The 16176-nt window shown below is 73.2% G+C and carries 16 protein-coding genes; 9 read left to right on the top strand and 7 right to left on the bottom strand.

Going from position 1 to position 16176, the window contains the following annotated elements; translation table 11 throughout:
* Nucleotides 1-16 precede the first annotated feature (16 nt).
* Nucleotides 17-1501, top strand: a complete 1485-nt coding sequence (locus ACFWZH_RS33865) for an MFS transporter (protein ID WP_384440225.1) — start codon at nucleotides 17-19, stop codon at nucleotides 1499-1501.
* A 3-nt stretch (nucleotides 1502-1504) separates the two neighbouring features.
* On the opposite strand, the gene ACFWZH_RS33860 is transcribed toward ACFWZH_RS33865, so the two are convergent.
* On the bottom strand, nucleotides 1505-1870 hold the full coding sequence (locus tag ACFWZH_RS33860; protein ID WP_384440222.1) for a hypothetical protein: 366 nt from the start codon (nucleotides 1868-1870) through the stop codon (nucleotides 1505-1507).
* Nucleotides 1871-2103: 233 nt separating this feature from the next.
* Here ACFWZH_RS33860 and ACFWZH_RS33855 point away from each other — a divergent pair, with 233 nt between their 5' ends.
* The 3 genes from ACFWZH_RS33855 to ACFWZH_RS33845 are packed head-to-tail and all read left to right on the top strand — an operon-like array spanning nucleotide 2104 to nucleotide 4786.
* A complete protein-coding gene (locus tag ACFWZH_RS33855) occupies nucleotides 2104-2412 on the top strand; it encodes a hypothetical protein (protein WP_384440219.1) in 309 nt (102 codons plus the stop codon).
* Between the two features lie 29 nt (nucleotides 2413-2441).
* Nucleotides 2442-3014 carry an RNA polymerase sigma factor gene (locus ACFWZH_RS33850; RefSeq protein WP_384440216.1) on the top strand — a complete coding sequence of 191 codons (573 nt, stop codon included), beginning with the start codon at nucleotides 2442-2444 and terminating at the stop codon, nucleotides 3012-3014.
* A gap of 5 nt (nucleotides 3015-3019) precedes the next feature.
* Nucleotides 3020-4786, top strand: a complete 1767-nt coding sequence (locus tag ACFWZH_RS33845) for an IclR family transcriptional regulator C-terminal domain-containing protein (RefSeq protein ID WP_384440213.1) — start codon at nucleotides 3020-3022, stop codon at nucleotides 4784-4786.
* A gap of 154 nt (nucleotides 4787-4940) precedes the next feature.
* Here ACFWZH_RS33845 and ACFWZH_RS33840 read toward each other — a convergent pair whose 3' ends face one another.
* The 3 genes from ACFWZH_RS33840 to ACFWZH_RS33830 all read right to left on the bottom strand — a co-directional run bounded on the left by ACFWZH_RS33840 (nucleotide 4941) and on the right by ACFWZH_RS33830 (nucleotide 7599).
* Nucleotides 4941-5774 (bottom strand): hypothetical protein, encoded by an 834-nt coding sequence (locus ACFWZH_RS33840; protein WP_384440210.1) that lies wholly within the window; start codon nucleotides 5772-5774, stop codon nucleotides 4941-4943.
* Nucleotides 5775-5855: 81 nt separating this feature from the next.
* Nucleotides 5856-6497, bottom strand: a complete 642-nt coding sequence (locus tag ACFWZH_RS33835) for a PhzF family phenazine biosynthesis protein (protein WP_384440207.1) — start codon at nucleotides 6495-6497, stop codon at nucleotides 5856-5858.
* A 43-nt stretch (nucleotides 6498-6540) separates the two neighbouring features.
* Nucleotides 6541-7599 (bottom strand): class I SAM-dependent methyltransferase, encoded by a 1059-nt coding sequence (locus ACFWZH_RS33830; protein ID WP_384440204.1) that lies wholly within the window; start codon nucleotides 7597-7599, stop codon nucleotides 6541-6543.
* A gap of 434 nt (nucleotides 7600-8033) precedes the next feature.
* Here ACFWZH_RS33830 and ACFWZH_RS33825 point away from each other — a divergent pair, with 434 nt between their 5' ends.
* From ACFWZH_RS33825 to ACFWZH_RS33805, 5 genes are all read left to right on the top strand, one after another.
* Nucleotides 8034-8336: a hypothetical protein gene (locus ACFWZH_RS33825; RefSeq protein ID WP_384440201.1), complete on the top strand. Its 303-nt coding sequence runs from the start codon at nucleotides 8034-8036 to the stop codon at nucleotides 8334-8336.
* 66 nt (nucleotides 8337-8402) lie between these two features.
* The gene (locus ACFWZH_RS33820) at nucleotides 8403-8678 is read left to right on the top strand and encodes a hypothetical protein (RefSeq protein WP_384440198.1); all 276 of its coding nucleotides are present in this window, start codon (nucleotides 8403-8405) and stop codon (nucleotides 8676-8678) included.
* Between the two features lie 264 nt (nucleotides 8679-8942).
* Nucleotides 8943-10178 carry a lycopene cyclase family protein gene (locus ACFWZH_RS33815; RefSeq protein WP_384440195.1) on the top strand — a complete coding sequence of 412 codons (1236 nt, stop codon included), beginning with the start codon at nucleotides 8943-8945 and terminating at the stop codon, nucleotides 10176-10178.
* Complete coding sequence (locus ACFWZH_RS33810; protein WP_384440193.1) at nucleotides 10175-10906, top strand: class I SAM-dependent methyltransferase; 732 nt, start codon at nucleotides 10175-10177, stop codon at nucleotides 10904-10906. The genes ACFWZH_RS33815 and ACFWZH_RS33810 overlap by 4 nt, the downstream gene beginning before the upstream one ends.
* Nucleotides 10903-12462, top strand: coding sequence for an FAD-dependent oxidoreductase (locus ACFWZH_RS33805; protein WP_384440190.1), 1560 nt, complete (start codon nucleotides 10903-10905; stop codon nucleotides 12460-12462). The genes ACFWZH_RS33810 and ACFWZH_RS33805 overlap by 4 nt, the downstream gene beginning before the upstream one ends.
* A gap of 27 nt (nucleotides 12463-12489) precedes the next feature.
* Here the strand turns inward: ACFWZH_RS33805 and ACFWZH_RS33800 are convergent, their stop codons facing one another.
* Genes ACFWZH_RS33800 through crtI form a run of 3 tightly spaced genes read right to left on the bottom strand, consistent with a single transcriptional unit; the run spans nucleotide 12490 to nucleotide 16039 of the window.
* Nucleotides 12490-13494 carry a DUF5914 domain-containing protein gene (locus ACFWZH_RS33800; RefSeq protein WP_384440188.1) on the bottom strand — a complete coding sequence of 335 codons (1005 nt, stop codon included), beginning with the start codon at nucleotides 13492-13494 and terminating at the stop codon, nucleotides 12490-12492.
* Nucleotides 13491-14489: a phytoene/squalene synthase family protein gene (locus ACFWZH_RS33795; RefSeq protein WP_384440185.1), complete on the bottom strand. Its 999-nt coding sequence runs from the start codon at nucleotides 14487-14489 to the stop codon at nucleotides 13491-13493. Before ACFWZH_RS33795 ends, ACFWZH_RS33800 begins: the two co-directional genes overlap by 4 nt.
* Nucleotides 14486-16039, bottom strand: coding sequence for a phytoene desaturase family protein (gene crtI / locus ACFWZH_RS33790; RefSeq protein WP_384440181.1), 1554 nt, complete (start codon nucleotides 16037-16039; stop codon nucleotides 14486-14488). The genes ACFWZH_RS33795 and crtI overlap by 4 nt, the downstream gene beginning before the upstream one ends.
* Nucleotides 16040-16176 lie beyond the last annotated feature (137 nt).

The following is a 16176-nucleotide window of genomic DNA, read 5'->3' as shown; positions in this document are numbered from 1 at the left end:
ACATCAGGCTGAGGTCATGGACAAGTACTCCTTACCGACCCGCCGGCGCTCTGGTGGCCTCGCCGACGCGCCCCCGGTGACATCCACCGCACCCGGACCGGCCTCGGCTCCGCCCGGGGCCGCCGTCCGGAAATGGCTCCCCCTGGCGGCCACCTGCCTGGGCACCTTCCTGCTGCTGGTCTACGCGACGATCGTGACGGTGGCCCTGCCGGCCATGGCCGACGACCTCCACGCCGGTTTCGGCTCGCTCCAGTGGATCGTCGACGTCTACACCCTCGCCCTCGCCGGCGTGCTCCTCGGCATGGGCTCGCTCAGTGACAGCCTGGGCCGCAAACGCCTCTATGTGGTGGGCCTGGCGCTCTTCGCCTTCGCCACCCTGGTCTGCGGACTCGCCCCCACCGTCCAGATCCTCATCGCGGCCCGCGCGGTCCAAGGGATCGCCGGTGCCGCCATGTTCGCCACGCTGCTGCCCTTGATCGGCCTCACCTACACGGGCCGCGACCGGCCCAGGGCATTCGCGATCTGGGGAGCGGTCGCCGGTGCCGCGGGCTGTGCCGGGAACGTCGCCGGCGGCATCCTCACCCAGTTCCTCTCCTGGCAGTGGATCTTCTACGGCGCGCTCCCCGTCTGCGCCGCGACCCTCGCCCTCTCCGTCAAGGTGCTCGCCGACGACGCCGGCGCCCCGACCCCCGTCGACTGGTGGGGCATCACCGCCTTCACCCTGGCCGCCCTGGCACTCACCTACGGCTTCGCCCACGGCGGCGAAAGCGCCTGGTCGGCCCCCTCGACCCTGCTCGCCTTCATCGTGGCCGCCGTCCTGCTGACCGCGTTCGTCGTCATCGAGCGCGCGGCCTCCCGCCCCATGCTCCCGCTCTCCCTGCTGCGCGGTCCCGCCGTCAACGGCATGCTGATCGCCGCCGGCGTCTACTACTTCTCCGCCTTCGGTTTCCTGCCCGTGCTCTCCCTCTGGCTCCAGAACGCCGCCGGCCTCAGCGCCTTGAGCACCTCCTTGGTCATCACGGTGCAACCGGCCGCCTTCTTCGCCACCTCCGCCCTCGTCGGCAGCGCCCTGCACCGGATCCCCGTCCGCTGGACCCTCGGCGGCGGCACCTTGATCGTGGCGGTCGGCAACCTCTCGTTCCTCGTCGTCGACGCCGCCTCCTCCTGGCCGGCGCTGCTCCCCGGCCTCCTGCTCACCGGCCTCGGCGCCGGCCTCGTCTCCCCCGTCCTCCCCGCCGCCGCCATGTCCTGCGCACCCCCCACCCACACCGGCACGGTCGCCGCCGCGGCCAACAGCGCCCGCCAACTCGGCCTGGCCCTGGGCATCGCGCTCCTGGGCACCCTCTTCCACCAGCACGCCTCCGGCAGCGGGAGCACCTCCGCCGCGTACGCCCGCGCGCTGCACGCGGTCTTCCTCACCGCGGCAGCCATCGCCCTGGCCGGCGGCCTGGCCGCGTTCCGGCTCCTGGGCCACCGGCCGGGTGGGGACGTCGGGCGGTGAACGTCAGCCGGTGAGCGTCACGCAGGGAAGGCCGACGCTCTCGCCGCCGCGGAAGCCTTCCGCGCACAGCCGGGTGCCGGCTGGGAAGCGGCGTTGCGGAGAGGCCTGGTCGCGGTAGGTGCGGAACTTGTCGACGTCCTCGACCTTGGTGCGGGCGCTCCACAGGTCGGCGCTGTCGTTGGTGACCCACACGCGTGCGGAAATCCTGTGCGGCTGGTTGGTGTTGACGACCGACACCTCCACCCTGCCCAGATACGTCCCCGTGTCGTAGGTCTCGATGCAGACGGAGTGGTTGCACCACTTGCCGTCGGCGGTCGCGGGCGGCCCCGCGCTGAAGACGATGCCGACGGCCGCAGCCGTCGTCCCCATAGCTGTGACGATCTTCCGAAGGGTAGTCATGCCTGCTCAACGACCGCCCCTGGCCCCTGTTACGTGCAGTCAGCCGCCCCTGGCGGGCATTGGTCCCCTACTGGTCACGCCTGGGCCGGAGTTCACTCCTCCGAGTGAAGAGCGAGGTGGTGAAGGGAGAAGTGGTGCTCAGGGCTCGTCAGAGGGGCGAGGACGCGCACCGCGTCCCAGTCCAATAGATGGAGACCACATACATGACGCCGTTCTTGGAGTGGACCGGGTACGTCTCGGCCGCCGTGAGCGCGGTGAACGCGCTGGGCACCCTGGTGCGCCTGCGTCGGAAGCGCAGCCCTGACGACGGGGGGACGCCCCGGTCCGGAACGGCCGGGCGTCCGCGAGCCGTCGAGGGGTGCTGCCGGTGTGCCGCCCGTCTTCCGGTCGCGGAGGCCTGCGCGCGCGTGGAGGCGTACGCGCTCGTGGATCACCGGATGACGGTGCGGATCACGCTCTGCGCCGATCCCGCCGGCGGCAGTACGGCGGGCGGGGGGCCGGGCCCGTGGTAGGAGACGGCCTGTCCGGGGAGGTTGTGGCGTTGGGCTCGGACGTGGGTCAGCGGCTGCTGGAGTACTACTCGGACTTCATCGCGACCGAGCCGCAGAGACTGCGGCACTCCCATCCGGCGCTGTCGCTGGCCGCCTGCGAGGACATCGCCCAGGAGGCCTTCCTGCGCGTGGGGTCCAAAGCGGCCGCCGGAGGGCTCGCGGCGGACACGAACGTCGTGGCGTATCTGCGGCGGGCGGCCCGGAATCTCGCCGTCGACCGGACCCGCGGTCAGCAAGGTGCGGGCAGGCGGCTGGTGTTGATGGGCGGCGATTCGCTGGCCGCCGTGCCGGAGCAGCGGGCGTTCGCGGAGGAGGACCGGGTGGTCCTGCAGGATCTGGTGCTCCCCGCGATCGAAGGGATGCCGGAGAGCCTCCGGCGTCGGGTGGTGGACCTGCAGAGCCGGGGGCTGAGCGATCCGGAGATCGTCGCCGAGCTCGGCATACCCGCGGTCCGTCTCCACAATCTGCGGAACAAGGCGGTTGCGCATCTAAGGCGCACACTCGCCGGGCATATTCGCGAAGGGCACCGAAAGAAGCAGCAGCACGGAAAGAAGGACAGGTGAGGGATGTGAGCAGGTACGACGACCACCGCGACGGGGCGGGGCGCCCGGCGCCAGTGGTCCCGTCCGCGCTCGCGGAACTGCTGGATCGGCTCACCGGAGCACCCGACTTCTGGGACCGGCCCTGTGGCGACTTCGGCCCCCTGACTACCGAGTACGCGCTGTCCCCCGAGAAGCGGGCGCACGCCAACTCGCTGTACCGGCTGGGGTCGAAGGCCCTGGCCCGGGACGAGCTGCGCTCTGCCGCCGACTGGTTGGGCGCGGCGGCCGAGGCCGGTCACCCGGGGGCGTTGTTCCGGCTGGCCGCCCTGACCGCGCGGGTGCGCGGCCAGGGACATGAGAGCGTACGGTTCCTCGTCGCGGAGGCCGCGCGGCACGGGCACGGTGACGCCCGTGGGCTGTTGGCGGCGTCAGCACGCCCCGCGGGCGCCGAGTCCCCGGCGCATACCGCGCTCGAGGATCCGCAGTTCGTCGACGAAGTGCGCGCCGGACTCGGGGGTGGCCCGCCGGCCGGGCCTGCGACGCAGCAGGGAGGCGTGGGAGCGGGTGAGCGACCCATGGCCGCACCCGCGGAGGGAGCGGAGACGGCCTGCGCCGAGCTGGTCTGGGTACCGGCGACCGGGCTGGGCCGACCGGACGCTTCCGAGCGGGCACGGCCGGCGCAGCCCTGGTCGGCCGACGAGACCATGGTGGCCGGGCAGCCGCGGCGCACTCCGGTGTGCGGCAGCACGGGCTCCACCAACGGCCTGCTGCTGCCGCTGCCACCTGAGCAGCCCGAGTGCGCGTCCGCCGCCACCATGCACGAAGGCGGCGGCGACATGAAGGGGGGCAGCGGCTCCGTGAACGACGGCGGCGAGGACGAGCCCTGGTGGTCGGCCCATGCGCTGCGTCCCGCCGTGCTGACGGAGATGGCCCGCCGCACTCCCGTACACATCGACACCCCGCAGCAGTGGCGGGCGGCGGCCCGGGCCTTGGACATCCTCTACCTCGTCGACGCCGCGGGCGGGATCACCACCAGGGCACTGGCCACCCGAACCCGGCTCTCCCCCGCCGCGGTTGCCTGGCTGCTGCACTGGCTGCGGGGGCAGCATCTGATCTCCACCATCGCCGGCGCGCACTTCCCGGGCCCCCTCATGGCCATGACCCGCCACCCTGAGCAGCGCGCGGAGCTCCTCCAACGGACCCTCACCAGCCTGCGGGACCGCCTCGGTGCCGCCGTCTACGTCAGCGGCTACATGTCCGGGGACGTCAGAGTCCTCCAGTCCGCCTATGGGCCGGATGCGCCGGCGGTGACGGAGTACGTCGCCTTCCGCGACACCGCGCACGCCAGCGCCGTCGGCAAGAGCCTGCTGGCCCAGCTCGACTTCGACGGCCGAATGGACCATCTCGCGCGCTACCGGCCGATCAAGCTGACCGACCGCACCATCACCAGCCCCCGAGCGCTCTTCGAGGCCCTCGACGGGCACGGTCCGCATGCCGCCCAGTTCGACCTCCTGGAGTACTCCCAGCACGAAGTCTGTGTGGCGTTCCCGCTCGGCATTCCGGGACGCGCCACGTGTGTGGCCCTGTCCCTGCCCGCCGGACAACGCCACCGGCTCCTGCCCACCGCCCATGCCCTCAGTGAGCGCTCCGCGGCACTCCTGCTGACGCTCCTGCTGACCGAGGACCCCGTGACCGGCAGGCAACCACGAGCAACTCGCGCTTCGCCGGACCCCGGCCCGGCCGCGCACTCCGAGGCACGTGCCTTGCCGTTACTCGCCACCCACCACCGCTGACCACCGCGATTCTCGTACCGCTCCTCGTCGAAGCCTGCCGGCCGTCCGGCCGTCCGCGCGATCCTTTGCGCGGCGGACGACCGGCCGGCGCGGCGAGCCCTGGACCGCCATCCGCTCGTCGGGGGGCAGACGGCTGTTCAGGGTCGGGCGTCGATCACTGGGGACGGGTTCGAGAGCCGCTCGGCGACGACGGCCACGGGTCCGCGTTGCGCCATCCATGCCGGGACAGGCGGTCCACTGCTTGATCGAGCATGGTCCGGCCCTCCCCGGGATGCCACCAGAACGACCAGTTGACGGCAATCGTCATCTCGATGAACTCGTCGTATGCGAGCCCGTCGGAGTAGACCGTGCCGGTGGACCTGTCCACCCTCAGCAGGAACGGGTACCACACGCTGGTCTCCGGCACGGTCGCCCATGTGCGGCCGTTCGCACGTTCCACAGGGGCCCGAACGCCACGCGTCTTGTTGTCGTGGTCATCGATGCGCAGTTCGTCGTTCTCCAGGTGCCGGTCGGGTTCGGGTAGCCGGGCCCAGGTGTGGTCCATGCGCATCTCCGCCCATGCCAGGCGCCGGCCTTCGGGTGCGTCACACTCGTCGTCGAGCACGCGGTCGACGGCGGCGAGCATCGACCGCTCGTCCAGCGTGGGTGTCTCCATGACCTGCGGGTCCGCATACGGTGAGCAGGCGTCAGGCGGCGACTGCGGCGTCTTCAGCAACCAGTTCCACCGCGGCGGATCGCCCTCGGCCGGCCAGCCGTACTCGTCCACCCAGTTTCGGGTCACACCGAACGTCATGGGCCTGACGAGCCCCTCGCACAGCTCGGTCAGCGCTCGGACGGCGCAGTGCGCGGTCATGCGCTCCAGTTCGATCGGACTCCGGTCGGGCGCGGACCCCCACTGGAATCCGCGCTCCAGCACGATCGTCCGGCCGTCGTCGAAGATGTAGTGCTCGGTCGGCGCCGGCGGCTCCGACAGCCTCGTGTCTCGCATGGGCGTCGATTGTGCGACGGAGGCGGCCCGCTCCCGCTCTACGGGTGTCCGGCCCGGGACGGATTCACTCCGGGACACCGGCTAGTCCCTCCTCACCCGGCCGCCCACTTCGATCAGGCCCCCCGACCGCGGGGCCGTCAGGATCTGCGAGCCGCGTCCCTGCGCGACGCGCAGGGGCCGGCCCAGGCGCGCGGTCAGCAGCAGTGCGGCCGCGCCGGTTGCCTCGTCCTCGTCGATGCCGTCGCCGCGGCCGGGGAATCCGCGGGCCCGGACCTCGCCGGCCGCCTCGTCCTGCCATGCCCAGGCGTAGATCCACTCTCCTGGCTCCGGTACGGCCAGCGCGTCGACCTCCGCCGCGGAGGAGTATCGCCGCAGCAGGCGCGGTGGCGCCCACTCTGCCCGCGCCTCGACCCAGGTGAACTCCCCTTCGGTCCGGGTCCGCACCACTCCTGCGGGCGTGACCAGGGCGGGCACGCCGAGCAGCCAGGCCGAGCCCACGCACGGGTACCCCGCGAAGGGAAGTCTCGATGTGGGCGTGTAGATGTCGATGACGCCGCGCTCGGGCTCGTCGATGAACACGGTCTCGCTGAAACCCGCTCTCCGGGCGAAGGCCAGCCGCTCGGCCTCCGTGGGGACGGCGGTTCCGTCACGTACGACTCCGAGCGCGTTGCCGTATCGGCCGTCGGCACCACAGAAGACGCGCAGCACGTCACAATCAGTCACCCACGCAGTCAACCACGCCGGTCCCGGTCGGCCGGTCGCCCCTTCAGTTGCGGCGGGCGACCACGCGGTAGGCGTTCGACAGACGGGTGCGCCGGGCGAGCGGCGCCAGGAGCGTGTCGAGCCCGAAGAGGACGAGGAGCAACGGGGCGGCGATCAGACATGCCAGGGCACGGGTGAGGCGGCTGGTCGGCCCGGGTGCCGCGGGCAGCCAGGGGAGGTCTTCTCCCGGGAGTGCGGAGTTGAGCCGGTTGAGGGCGGCGGCGACCAGGTCGGTGGGGACGTGGGGTGCGCGGCGATCGACGGCCTGGATGGTGAAGTCGTGCTGTTCCAGCGCGCGGCGGAGGTTGCCCAGCGGGATGAGGTGCAGGTGCTGGGGCTGGAGCCAGGGGACCCACCAGCGGCCCAGTAGCCGCGCCGAGAGGCACTGGGGGTCGGGGACTTCGATCAGGAGATGGCCGCCGGGGCGCAGAGCGGTGTGCGCGGCGGCGAGTTCCCGGCGCGGGTCGGTGGTGTGTTCAAGGTAGTGGTGCATGCTCACCACGTCGTACCGTCCGGCGAGTTGATCGGACAGTTCGGTGAACGAGCCCTGGTAGGCGTGGCTGATGCGGCCGGTGCGGGCGGCGATCTCGACGCCTTCCCCTCGGTCGAGGCCGTGGAATTGTGTGGTGGGGTGGATCGACCGTGCCTCGGCGCAGAAGTGGCCGTGGCCCGTGCCCACGTCGAGCCAGCGGGAGGGGCGCCCGAAGGGCACCAGTGCCCGGGCTCGGGACCGGTAGAGCTTTCGGAAGGTGTGTGAGGACGCCAGCCGGTCCATGGCCCGTTCGTTGAGGCCGTCGTAGCAGTCGCGGTAGTAGAACTCCAGGCCCTGCGTGCTCAGCCGGGGGTTTTGGAAGACATGGCCGCAGCCGTGACACTGCTCCAGCGTGAAGGTTCCCGGTTTGCGCTGGATGAGGTCGGTGGTGTGCAGACGCCGACGGAGGTCGCGGCAGGAGCACCAGGGGCAGTCCTTACGGCGGGGCTCGAAGAACCTCTCCAGCCCCTGCGCCAGGTCGCGTAGGTAGGAAGGCCGTTGGGCGGCGATACGGGCGCCTTTCGAGGGCATCGGGTTTTCTCTCTCCACCTGGCGGACGGCAATGCGTCGTGGCACGGGAGTCGGTGGCACGGGAGTCGGTGGGGCTCTGGCCGGTCGGGGGCCGAAGGAGATTAGCATCCCTTTTGTCCGTTTTCGGGGAGGAGCATTCGCCCGCGCGCAGTCGTCTTCGCAGGGACACAGAAGGCCGGGTTCGGTGTGGCGCGTACGGGCACAGGTCCGGCGCCGCGAAGGCGATGCCGATGTGGTGGAGCGAACCGCCGATGACGGTCGGGAAGCGGCACGGTCACGGCGAAGTGGCCGGCTTGGGGCAGCGACGGGCAACGGTCCCGATACGATCAAGGCCTCCCCGTGGCGCATCGCGTCGCCGTGGACCACGGAGTCCCGGCCCACCCGTGCCGGCCCCGTCAGAACCGCATCCGGATCCGCATAAGGACGACCCACCCGTGAAGAAGAGCGTGATAGCCGGCGTCGGCGCCCTCGGCCTCCTCATGGCCGCCGGCATCTACGAAGTCAGTGCCGCCACCAGCGACCCGCTGACCCTCGCGGAATACTGGAAGATCAAGGCCGGCAGCAGCCAGAAAACGCTCCTGAAGTATGCCAACACATGCCAACAGGAAACCGACGCCGAACCCGCCCAGAACTACCCCGTCACCTGGACCTGCTACGGCGCCGACGGAATCAGCAGTGCGGTGTTCTTCTACTCCGAAGGCGAATTGTTCAGTAAGACGGAGACCGGGCTCCAGTAGGTCGTACTCCCCCGACGGGATCGTGGCCGATTGCCAGTACCCCGCGCCGCAGGGCACCCTTACGTCATGTCATACGTAAGGCTCGAAGCCTGGATCGGCGGAGAGTGGATCGAAGTGGACGCCGTGAGCGTCAGCCTCACGGAATCCGCGCTCACTCTTTCCTTTGAACGCCAACGGTCCGAGGCCGGATACCGGAGCCTCATCTGGGAGCCGCTGGAGAACTTCCTCCGGGAATACCGCAACGAGCCGCTCGTCGTCGTCCCGCAGGGCCGCAGCCTCCCCGTGATGTTCGGCCCCGGCGCCGCGGGGCCCTTCCGGCTCGCGGAGATGCCGGAGGGCTGACCGACACACCGGTCCCCCGCACCGCCGGTGGCCGCGGAGCCGGTCGTACGGCGGTTCGGTCGTACGGCGGTAACGAGCCGTCACCCGATGCGGTCGCCTCCGGCCGGACGACGTTGCGGCGACTGGCATCGACGCCTGTGACGTGATCGGCTGGACCGCCCGTCGCCGTCGGCCCGTGCCGACGGCAGCGTGAAGGAGGCGGATGATGACCGGTCAGCGCGTTCGATCCTGGGACGGGGCACCGGCGGTCGGACGGCCGGCGCGGTGAGCCGCCGCGCCACCACACCGGCCGGGCGGGCGGAGGTCGTCGTGGTGGGGGGCGGCGCGGCCGGACTGAGCCTCGCGCACTGCTTGACGCGGACGGGTACCACCTCGGTGACCGTGGTGGAGGCGCCCGACGGACCGCTGCGACCCGCCGAGCGCACCTGGTGCTACTGGGACGACGCGCCCGGGGAGTTCGAGGAGGCGGTGGCCGCCTCGTGGTCGCGGCTGCGGGTCCGCGGCCCGGACGGCCGGCAGGTCACCACCGACACCACACCGCTGCGCTACCGGATGCTGCGGTCCGCGCCCTTCGAAGAGCTGGTGCACTCCCGGTTGGCCCGGTACCCGCAGGCGTGTGTCCTGCGCGCGACGGCCCAGGCCGTGCGCACCGCCGCCGGCGGGGCCGAGGTCCGCTGCGCCGCCCCCGACGGCCGGGCCCTCCTCCTGCGGGGCCGCTACGTCTTCGACTCCCGGCCCCTGCGCCGTCTGCCGCCGGCCCGTACGACGCTGCTCCAGCACTTCCGCGGCTGGTTCGTGCGCACGGCGGGTGGGTGCTTCGACCCCGAGGTCGCGGACCTGATGGACTTCCGGGTGCCGCAGCCGCGCCACGGACTCGCGTTCGGCTATGTGCTGCCCCTCGCGCCCGACCGGGCGCTGGTCGAGTACACCGAGTTCTCCCGCAGGCCGCTCACCACGGCCGCGTACGAGGCTGCGTTGCGCCACTACACCGGCGAGGTGCTGCGGCTGGGGGCGCTCACCGTGGAATCGGCCGAGCAGGGCGTCATCCCCATGACCGACGCACGTTTCCCCCGCCGGATCGGGCCGGCCGTCTTCCGCGTCGGGGCGGCCGGCGGTGCCACCCGGCCCGCGACCGGCTACACCTTCGCCGCCGTGCAGCGGCAGAGCCGGGCGATCGCCGCCGCGCTGCGCGACGGAGGCGACCTCGCGCCCCGTCCGCACGGCCGGCGGGCGCTCGCCATGGATGCCGTGCTGCTGCGGGCGCTGGACACCGGCCGGATCGACGGCCCCGGGTTCTTCACCGACCTGTTCCGTCGTGTCCCGACGGCGCGACTGCTGCGCTTCCTCGACGGCGCCACCACGCCCTGGGAGGAGTTCGGCATCGGTCTGCGCACGCCCGTCGGGCCCATGCTCCGCACCGCGGCGGAGCTGCCCTTCCTGCCCCGCCGCCCCGTCGCCGGGGTGACCGCGACCGCCCCGTCCGAGGAGAGCCGCCGATGACGCTGCTGCGCGACCACGACCTCACCCGCGCCTTCGACCACGCGTCCCACAGCTACGACCGCCTCACGGCGCTCAACCCCGGCCACCGCTCCGGCCTGCTGCGGTCGGCCCGCCGGCTGCGCCTGCCACACGAGGGCGCCGGTCTGCATGTCCTGGACCTCGGCTGCGGTACGGGCGCCTCCACCCGGGCCCTCCTGCACGCCGCTCCGCGCGTCCGGATCACGGCCGTCGACGCCTCCGCCGGCATGCTGGAACGCGCGCAGGCCAAACGGTGGCCCACCACCGTCCGGTTCCTGCATCTGACCGCCGAGGAACTGCGCACCGTCGACGAGGGTCCCTTCGACGCCGTCTTCGCCGCCTATCTGCTGCGCAACGTCACCGACCCGGACGGCACGTTCGCCGTCATGCGGGCCCTGCTGCGTCCCGGCGGCCGGCTGGCCGTGCACGATTACAGCCTCAGCGGATCCCCGCGCCACCGGGCGCTGTGGACGGCGGTGTGCCGGACCCTGATCATCCCGGCGGGAACCCTGAACGGTGACCGGGCGCTCTACCGCCACCTGTGGCACAGCGTCCTCGCCTTCGACACCGCCCCGGTGTTCGCGGCCCGGCTCGCGCGGGCCGGTTTCACCGGTGTGCGCACCGCCCCCGTCACCGGCTGGCAGACCGGCATCGTCCACACCTTCCTCGGCCGCAACGGTTCCGCCCCGGTGACGGAGCCCGCCGGATGAGCGCCTTCGGGCGCGCCGGGGCCGCCCGGAGGGGCCGCGACCGCAAGGCGCAGGTCCTGATGCCCGTCCCGGGCCGGGCGCGCTTCGCCGACGGCGACGCACCCCGTGTCGCGGTGGTCGGTGGGGGCATCGCCGGCATCGCCGCGGCCACGGCCCTCGCCGAACGCGGTGTGCGGGTGACGCTCCACGAGCGGGAGGCGTCGCTCGGCGGGCGCCTCGCCGGATGGCGGACGTGCCTGGCGGACGGCTCCGAAGTGACCATGAGCCGCGGCTTCCACGCCTTCTTCCGCCAGTACTACAACCTGCGCGGTCTGCTGCGGCGGACCGACCCCGCTCTCACCTGCCTCGTCCCCCTGCCCGACTACCCCCTGCGGCACAGCGGCGGCCTGACCGACAGCTTCGCCCGAGTGCCCCGGACACCGCCCTGGAGCGCGCTCGGATTCGCCGCCCTGAGCCCGACGTTCGGCTGGCGCGACCTCGCCTCGATGGACCCGCGCGCCGCGCTGCCGCTGCTCGACGTACGGGTGCCCGAGGTCTACGGGCGCTACGACGGTGTCAGTGCGACCGACTTCCTCGCCCGCGTCCGCTTCCCCGAGGCCGCGCACCATCTCGCGTTCGAGGTGTTCTCCCGCAGCTTCTTCGCCGATCCGCGTGAACTGTCCGCCGCCGAGCTGCTGGTGATGTTCCACATCTACTTCCTCGGCTCTTCCGAGGGCCTGCTCTTCGACGTGCCGGGCGAGCCCTTCCCCCGGGCTCTGTGGGAGCCGCTCGGCGGCTATCTGGAGAAGCACGGGGTCGACGTCCGTACCGGCACTCCGGTCGGTGCGGTCCGCCCGGTCGACGGCGGTCTGGAGGTCGAGACCGACGGGACGGCGGAGCGTCACCAGGCGGTGGTCCTCGCACTCGACACGGCCGGACTGCGCGGGATCGTGGCGAGGTCACCGGGCCTGGGCAGCGCGGGGTGGCGCGCGGACGTCCAGGGGCTGCGCACCGCACCACCGTTCCTCGTCTCGCGCCTGTGGCTCGACCGGCCGGTGCGCGAGGACCGCGCCGGCTTCCTCGGCACCAGCGGATTCGGGGGCTTGGACAACGTCAGTGTCCTCGACCGCTGGGAGGGCGAGGCGGCCCGCTGGGCGGCGCGCACCGGCGGTTCGGTGGTGGAGCTGCACGCCTACGCGGTCGATCCCGCCGCGGAGCCGAAGCGGGTGCAGGAACAGGTCGTCGACCGGCTGCGCGAGGTCTATCCGGAGACACGGGAGGCGCGGATCGTGGACGCGCGCCATGAATGGCGGTCCGACTGCCCGCTGTTCGACGTCGGTGGCCACCACCGCCGGCCGTCCGTACGGACCCCGCACCCGCGCGTGATGGTCGCCGGCGACCTGGTCCGCACCCGCCTTCCGGTGGCCTTGATGGAGCGCGCGGCGACCTCGGGCTTCCTGGCGGCCAACGCCCTGCTCGCCGACTGGGGGATCCGCGGCCAGGTGCTGTGGACGGTGCCGAGGGCGGGCCGCTCCCGGGTCCTGCGGGCCCTGGCGGGTGCGGCGGCCCGCCGCTGAACGGCCGGGCGGGCCGGGCAGGTCCGCTCAGCCGGGGAAGCGCCCGGTGCTCCGCAGGGCCCAGCGGCGCTCGGCGTAGGCCAGGTCGTCGCGCCACAGCCGGCCCGCAGCCCGGCGCATCAGGGGGCGCAGCATCGGTGCGGCGGCGCGCGCCAGGGCGAAGCCCCGCCGGTCCGACGCGGCGACGACGGCCTCGATGACGGCCGTTCTCGGTTCCGCCGCCGCACTCGCGGTCAGCGGCGTCGCATGCGTCTCGACCACGGACGTCGCCCCCTCGCCCTCGGTGATGCGCATGACGACGGTGCGCGGCTCGGGTGCGGTGAACTCCGCGCGCACGGGCACCACCAGGCGGCCGGCGACGCGGAACGACACCTCGACGGCGAACGCGTCGTCCTGTTCGTGACGCGGTACGCGGACCACGCGGAGGTCGACGAACGAGTACGGGTGGAACCACGAGCCGTGCCAGGGGTCGAGCCGGTTCGCGACCACGTCCTGCGGCGCGCACCGTCCCACCGCCGTGCACACCGCGTCCACCGCCCCGGCCGCCGGTCGGGCGGGCACCACGGGGCGTTCCAGCGGCTCCTCGCCCCCGACCTCGTCGAGCCGCACCCACACCAGCACGCCGTCGTCGTGGACCGGGAACGGCTCCCAGCCGGCGAACGGGCCGCCGTCCAGGGCCAGTCCGTGCCAGTGGCACACCAGCGTGCCGCACACCACCCGGCCGTCGCGCAGTGGAGCCCCCAGGTGGGGGCACGCGCCGGGCCCGGCTCGCAGCGCACCCGCCGCGGTCCGCCACAGGACGACCTCCACGCCGGCCACCGTCCTGCCGCGGGGGCGGCCGCCGGCGGTCACGTCCCGGGAGGCTCCCACGACGAACCAGTTGCCCGACGGCCGCGCGCCGGCGCGTTTGAGGGCGTCGGCGATCAGGGTGGGCCGCGCCTCGCGCCAGGTGGGCGGCTGTGCCTCCCACTTCGGGCCGCGGCGCAGCCGCAGTGGTGATCTCCAGTCCGCCCGTTCCCGCCGGTCGGTCACCGCCGGTCCCCCGCCCGTTGGGGGGTCGGCTCGCTGCGTACCGGTGCCACGGGGCGCGGCGGGCCGGTACGGGCGCGGGCTCCCAGGATGCGGACGATGCCGGCCGCGGCCGTTACCGCCCGGCGTCGGCGCGGCACCACGGAGCGGCGGTGCAGTACGGCGTAGTCGTCGGCGGCGATCGCGTCGAGGATGCCCCCGTACAGCGTGTAGGCGGTACGGATGCAGGGCCGTACCCGGGGGTCGAGTATGGCGATGCCCGGTTCCGCCTCGCGGTACACCGCTCTCGTCAGGGCCTCGGCGGCGGCGAACGCGGCGCGGATCCGCGGGTCGCGGCGTCCGGTGCGGCGGCTCCATTCCAGCAGCGGCCGGTCCGCCCCGTGGGCGGCGAGCAGGTCCGCCGGCAGGTAGACGCGGCCGCGGTCCAGGTCCTCGCCCACGTCCCGCAGGAAGTTGGTGAGCTGGAAGGCCACTCCGAGGGCCGCCGCGTGCGGTGCCGCCGTCTCGCGGGGCACCACGGTCCCGAGGACGGGCAGCATCTGCAGCCCGATCACCGCCGCCGAACCGTGCATGTAGGCGCGCAGGTCGGCGTATGTCGGATAGTCCGTGACGCTCAGGTCGTCGCGCATCGAGGCCAGGAAGTCGGCGAACAGCCGGGGTTCGATCGCGTACCGGGCGGCGGTGTCGGCCACGGCCCGCACCACGGGCTGGTCGCCGCCGCCGGTGCGCAGGCCGTGCGCGAGGTCGTGCTCCAGCAGCCGCAGCAGCCGGTCCCGCTCGGGGGGTGTGCGCCGCCGGTCGAGGTCGTCGACGATGTCGTCCGCCCAGCGGGCGAAGCCGTACAGCGCGTGGACGGCACAGCGGCGTTCGACCGGCAGCAGACGGGTGGCGAGGAAGTACGTCTTGCCGTGGCGGGCGTTGAGCTGCCGGCAGTGGGTGTAGGCCGTGCGCAGGGCGGGGTCGGTGATGCCGGCGGCAGCCAGTTCGCGACGGGTCATCGCGGCCGCCGTTCCTGGCCGGGGCGGTGCGGGGCGGTCGGCGCGGCGGCGCTGCGGGGGGCCGGCGGGCGGCCGCCGGTGATGCGGGCGGCGGCGAGCTTGCCGCTGATGAGCACGGTGGGCACCCCGACCCCGGGCGTCGTCCCGCAGCCGGCCAGTGCGACGTTGTCGAGGTCGCGCACGAGGTTGCGCGGCCGGAAGGGGCCGGTCTGGGCGAAGGTGTGCGAGACCGAGAAGGGCGTGCCCGCCGCGTGTCCCTGCGCCGTCCAGTCGGCGGGAGTCACCAGGAGTTCGTGCTCGATGTGGTCCCCGAACCCGTGCAGGCCGCGACGTTCCAGCTCGGCCACCAGGCTGTCGCGGTAGCGCGGCCCGAGGTCGCGCCAGGCTGCGGCGGACGGCCCGGTGGCGGTGTTGGGGCAGGGCGCGAGGACGTAGTGCAGATGCCTGCCCGGTGGGGCGAGTTGCGGGTCGTGGGTCGTGGGGCGGGTGATGAGCAGGGACGGATCGCTCATCGGCTGCCCCGTACGCGTCAGTTCGTCGAAGGTGCGCTCCCAGGCCGCGCCGAAGGAGATCGTGTGGTGGGCGAGGTCCGGCCAGGTGCGGTCGGTGCCGGCGTGCAGGATCACCGCGGAAGGGGAATGGCGCAGCCGCAGCGGGCGCCGTGGTGTGCGCCCCACAAGTCGGTGCGCCACCGGCAGATCGGGGCTGAGGACCACCGCGTCACAGGTGATGCGCTCCCCGGAGCCGAGGCGTACGGCCCGGACCCGGCCGGCCGAGCGCTCCAGTTCCGTCACCTCGGCCGACCAGCGGAACGTGGCGCCCGCCTCGCCGGCCGCGTCGGCCATCGCCTGCGGCAGCGCGTGCATGCCGCCGCGCGGGAACCACACGCCGGCCACCGTGTCCATGTAGGCGATCACGGCGTACGCGGCGAGCGCCCGGGCCGGGGCCAGGCCCGCGTACAGCGACTGGAAGGAGAAGACGCGCCGCAGACGGGCATCGGAGAGGAACCTGCCGATGCGCGGATCGAGCCGGCCGAATCCGCCGAGCGCCGCCAGCCGGGCCAGGTCCGGGTGCAGGAGCTGGCGGGGCGAGTCGAAGTTGGTGTCGATGAAGCGGCGCATCTGGGCCCGGTAGAGCCGTTCGAGCCAGGACCGCAGACGCCGGTAGCCGTCGGCTTCGGCGGCGCCCGCGAAGCGCCGCACCTCCGCTTCCATGGCGTCGCCGTCGGTGTGGACGTCGAGGTGCGAGCCGTCGGCGAAGCGGGCCCGGTAGGCGGGGTGCAGCGCGACGAGGTCCACCCGCCGGTACAGGCTGTCGCCGACGGCGGCGAAGGCCTCGTCGGCGAGGTGCGGCATCGTCAGCACGGTCGGGCCGGTGTCCAGGTGGTACCCGCCGAGTGCGCGCCGGCCGGCTCGTCCGCCCGGCCCGGCGTCCCGTTCGACCACGGTGACCCGGCGGCCCGCCCCCAGCAGGTGCAGGGCCGCGGAGAGGCCGGACAGCCCGGCACCGACGACGACCACGTGGTCGGTCGGCCCCGATACGGTCTTCACACGCCCTCCTTCGTCCGGTCCGGGGGCCGCCGGCCACCCGCGCCGGGGGGGCCGCGCCAGGACGTCTCAGACAGCGCCCCCGGGCATGCGGTGATCCCTGCCCGGTAGGAGCCCTCGCCGGAGCACGGCTCACTCCG

This window comes from Streptomyces sp. NPDC059008, from assembly GCF_042749045.1.
In the GTDB taxonomy this organism is placed as follows: domain Bacteria; phylum Actinomycetota; class Actinomycetes; order Streptomycetales; family Streptomycetaceae; genus Streptomyces.
Note: the sequence above shows the minus strand (reverse complement) of the source record. Positions and strands in the feature narration are given on the sequence as shown.

Excerpts from the sequence above, each read along its gene's own strand:
- ACFWZH_RS33855 (WP_384440219.1), top strand. The coding sequence starts at position 2,104 with ATGACGCCGTTCTTGGAGTGGACCGGGTACGTCTCGGCCGCCGTGAGC.
- ACFWZH_RS33860 (WP_384440222.1), bottom strand. The coding sequence starts at position 1,870 with ATGGGGACGACGGCTGCGGCCGTCGGCATCGTCTTCAGCGCGGGGCCG.
- ACFWZH_RS33810 (WP_384440193.1), top strand. The coding sequence starts at position 10,175 with ATGACGCTGCTGCGCGACCACGACCTCACCCGCGCCTTCGACCACGCG.
- ACFWZH_RS33805 (WP_384440190.1), top strand. The coding sequence starts at position 10,903 with ATGAGCGCCTTCGGGCGCGCCGGGGCCGCCCGGAGGGGCCGCGACCGC.
- ACFWZH_RS33840 (WP_384440210.1), bottom strand. The coding sequence starts at position 5,774 with ATGCGAGACACGAGGCTGTCGGAGCCGCCGGCGCCGACCGAGCACTAC.
- ACFWZH_RS33830 (WP_384440204.1), bottom strand. The coding sequence starts at position 7,599 with ATGCCCTCGAAAGGCGCCCGTATCGCCGCCCAACGGCCTTCCTACCTA.
- ACFWZH_RS33795 (WP_384440185.1), bottom strand. The coding sequence starts at position 14,489 with ATGACCCGTCGCGAACTGGCTGCCGCCGGCATCACCGACCCCGCCCTG.
- ACFWZH_RS33865 (WP_384440225.1), top strand. The coding sequence starts at position 17 with ATGGACAAGTACTCCTTACCGACCCGCCGGCGCTCTGGTGGCCTCGCC.
- ACFWZH_RS33820 (WP_384440198.1), top strand. The coding sequence starts at position 8,403 with ATGTCATACGTAAGGCTCGAAGCCTGGATCGGCGGAGAGTGGATCGAA.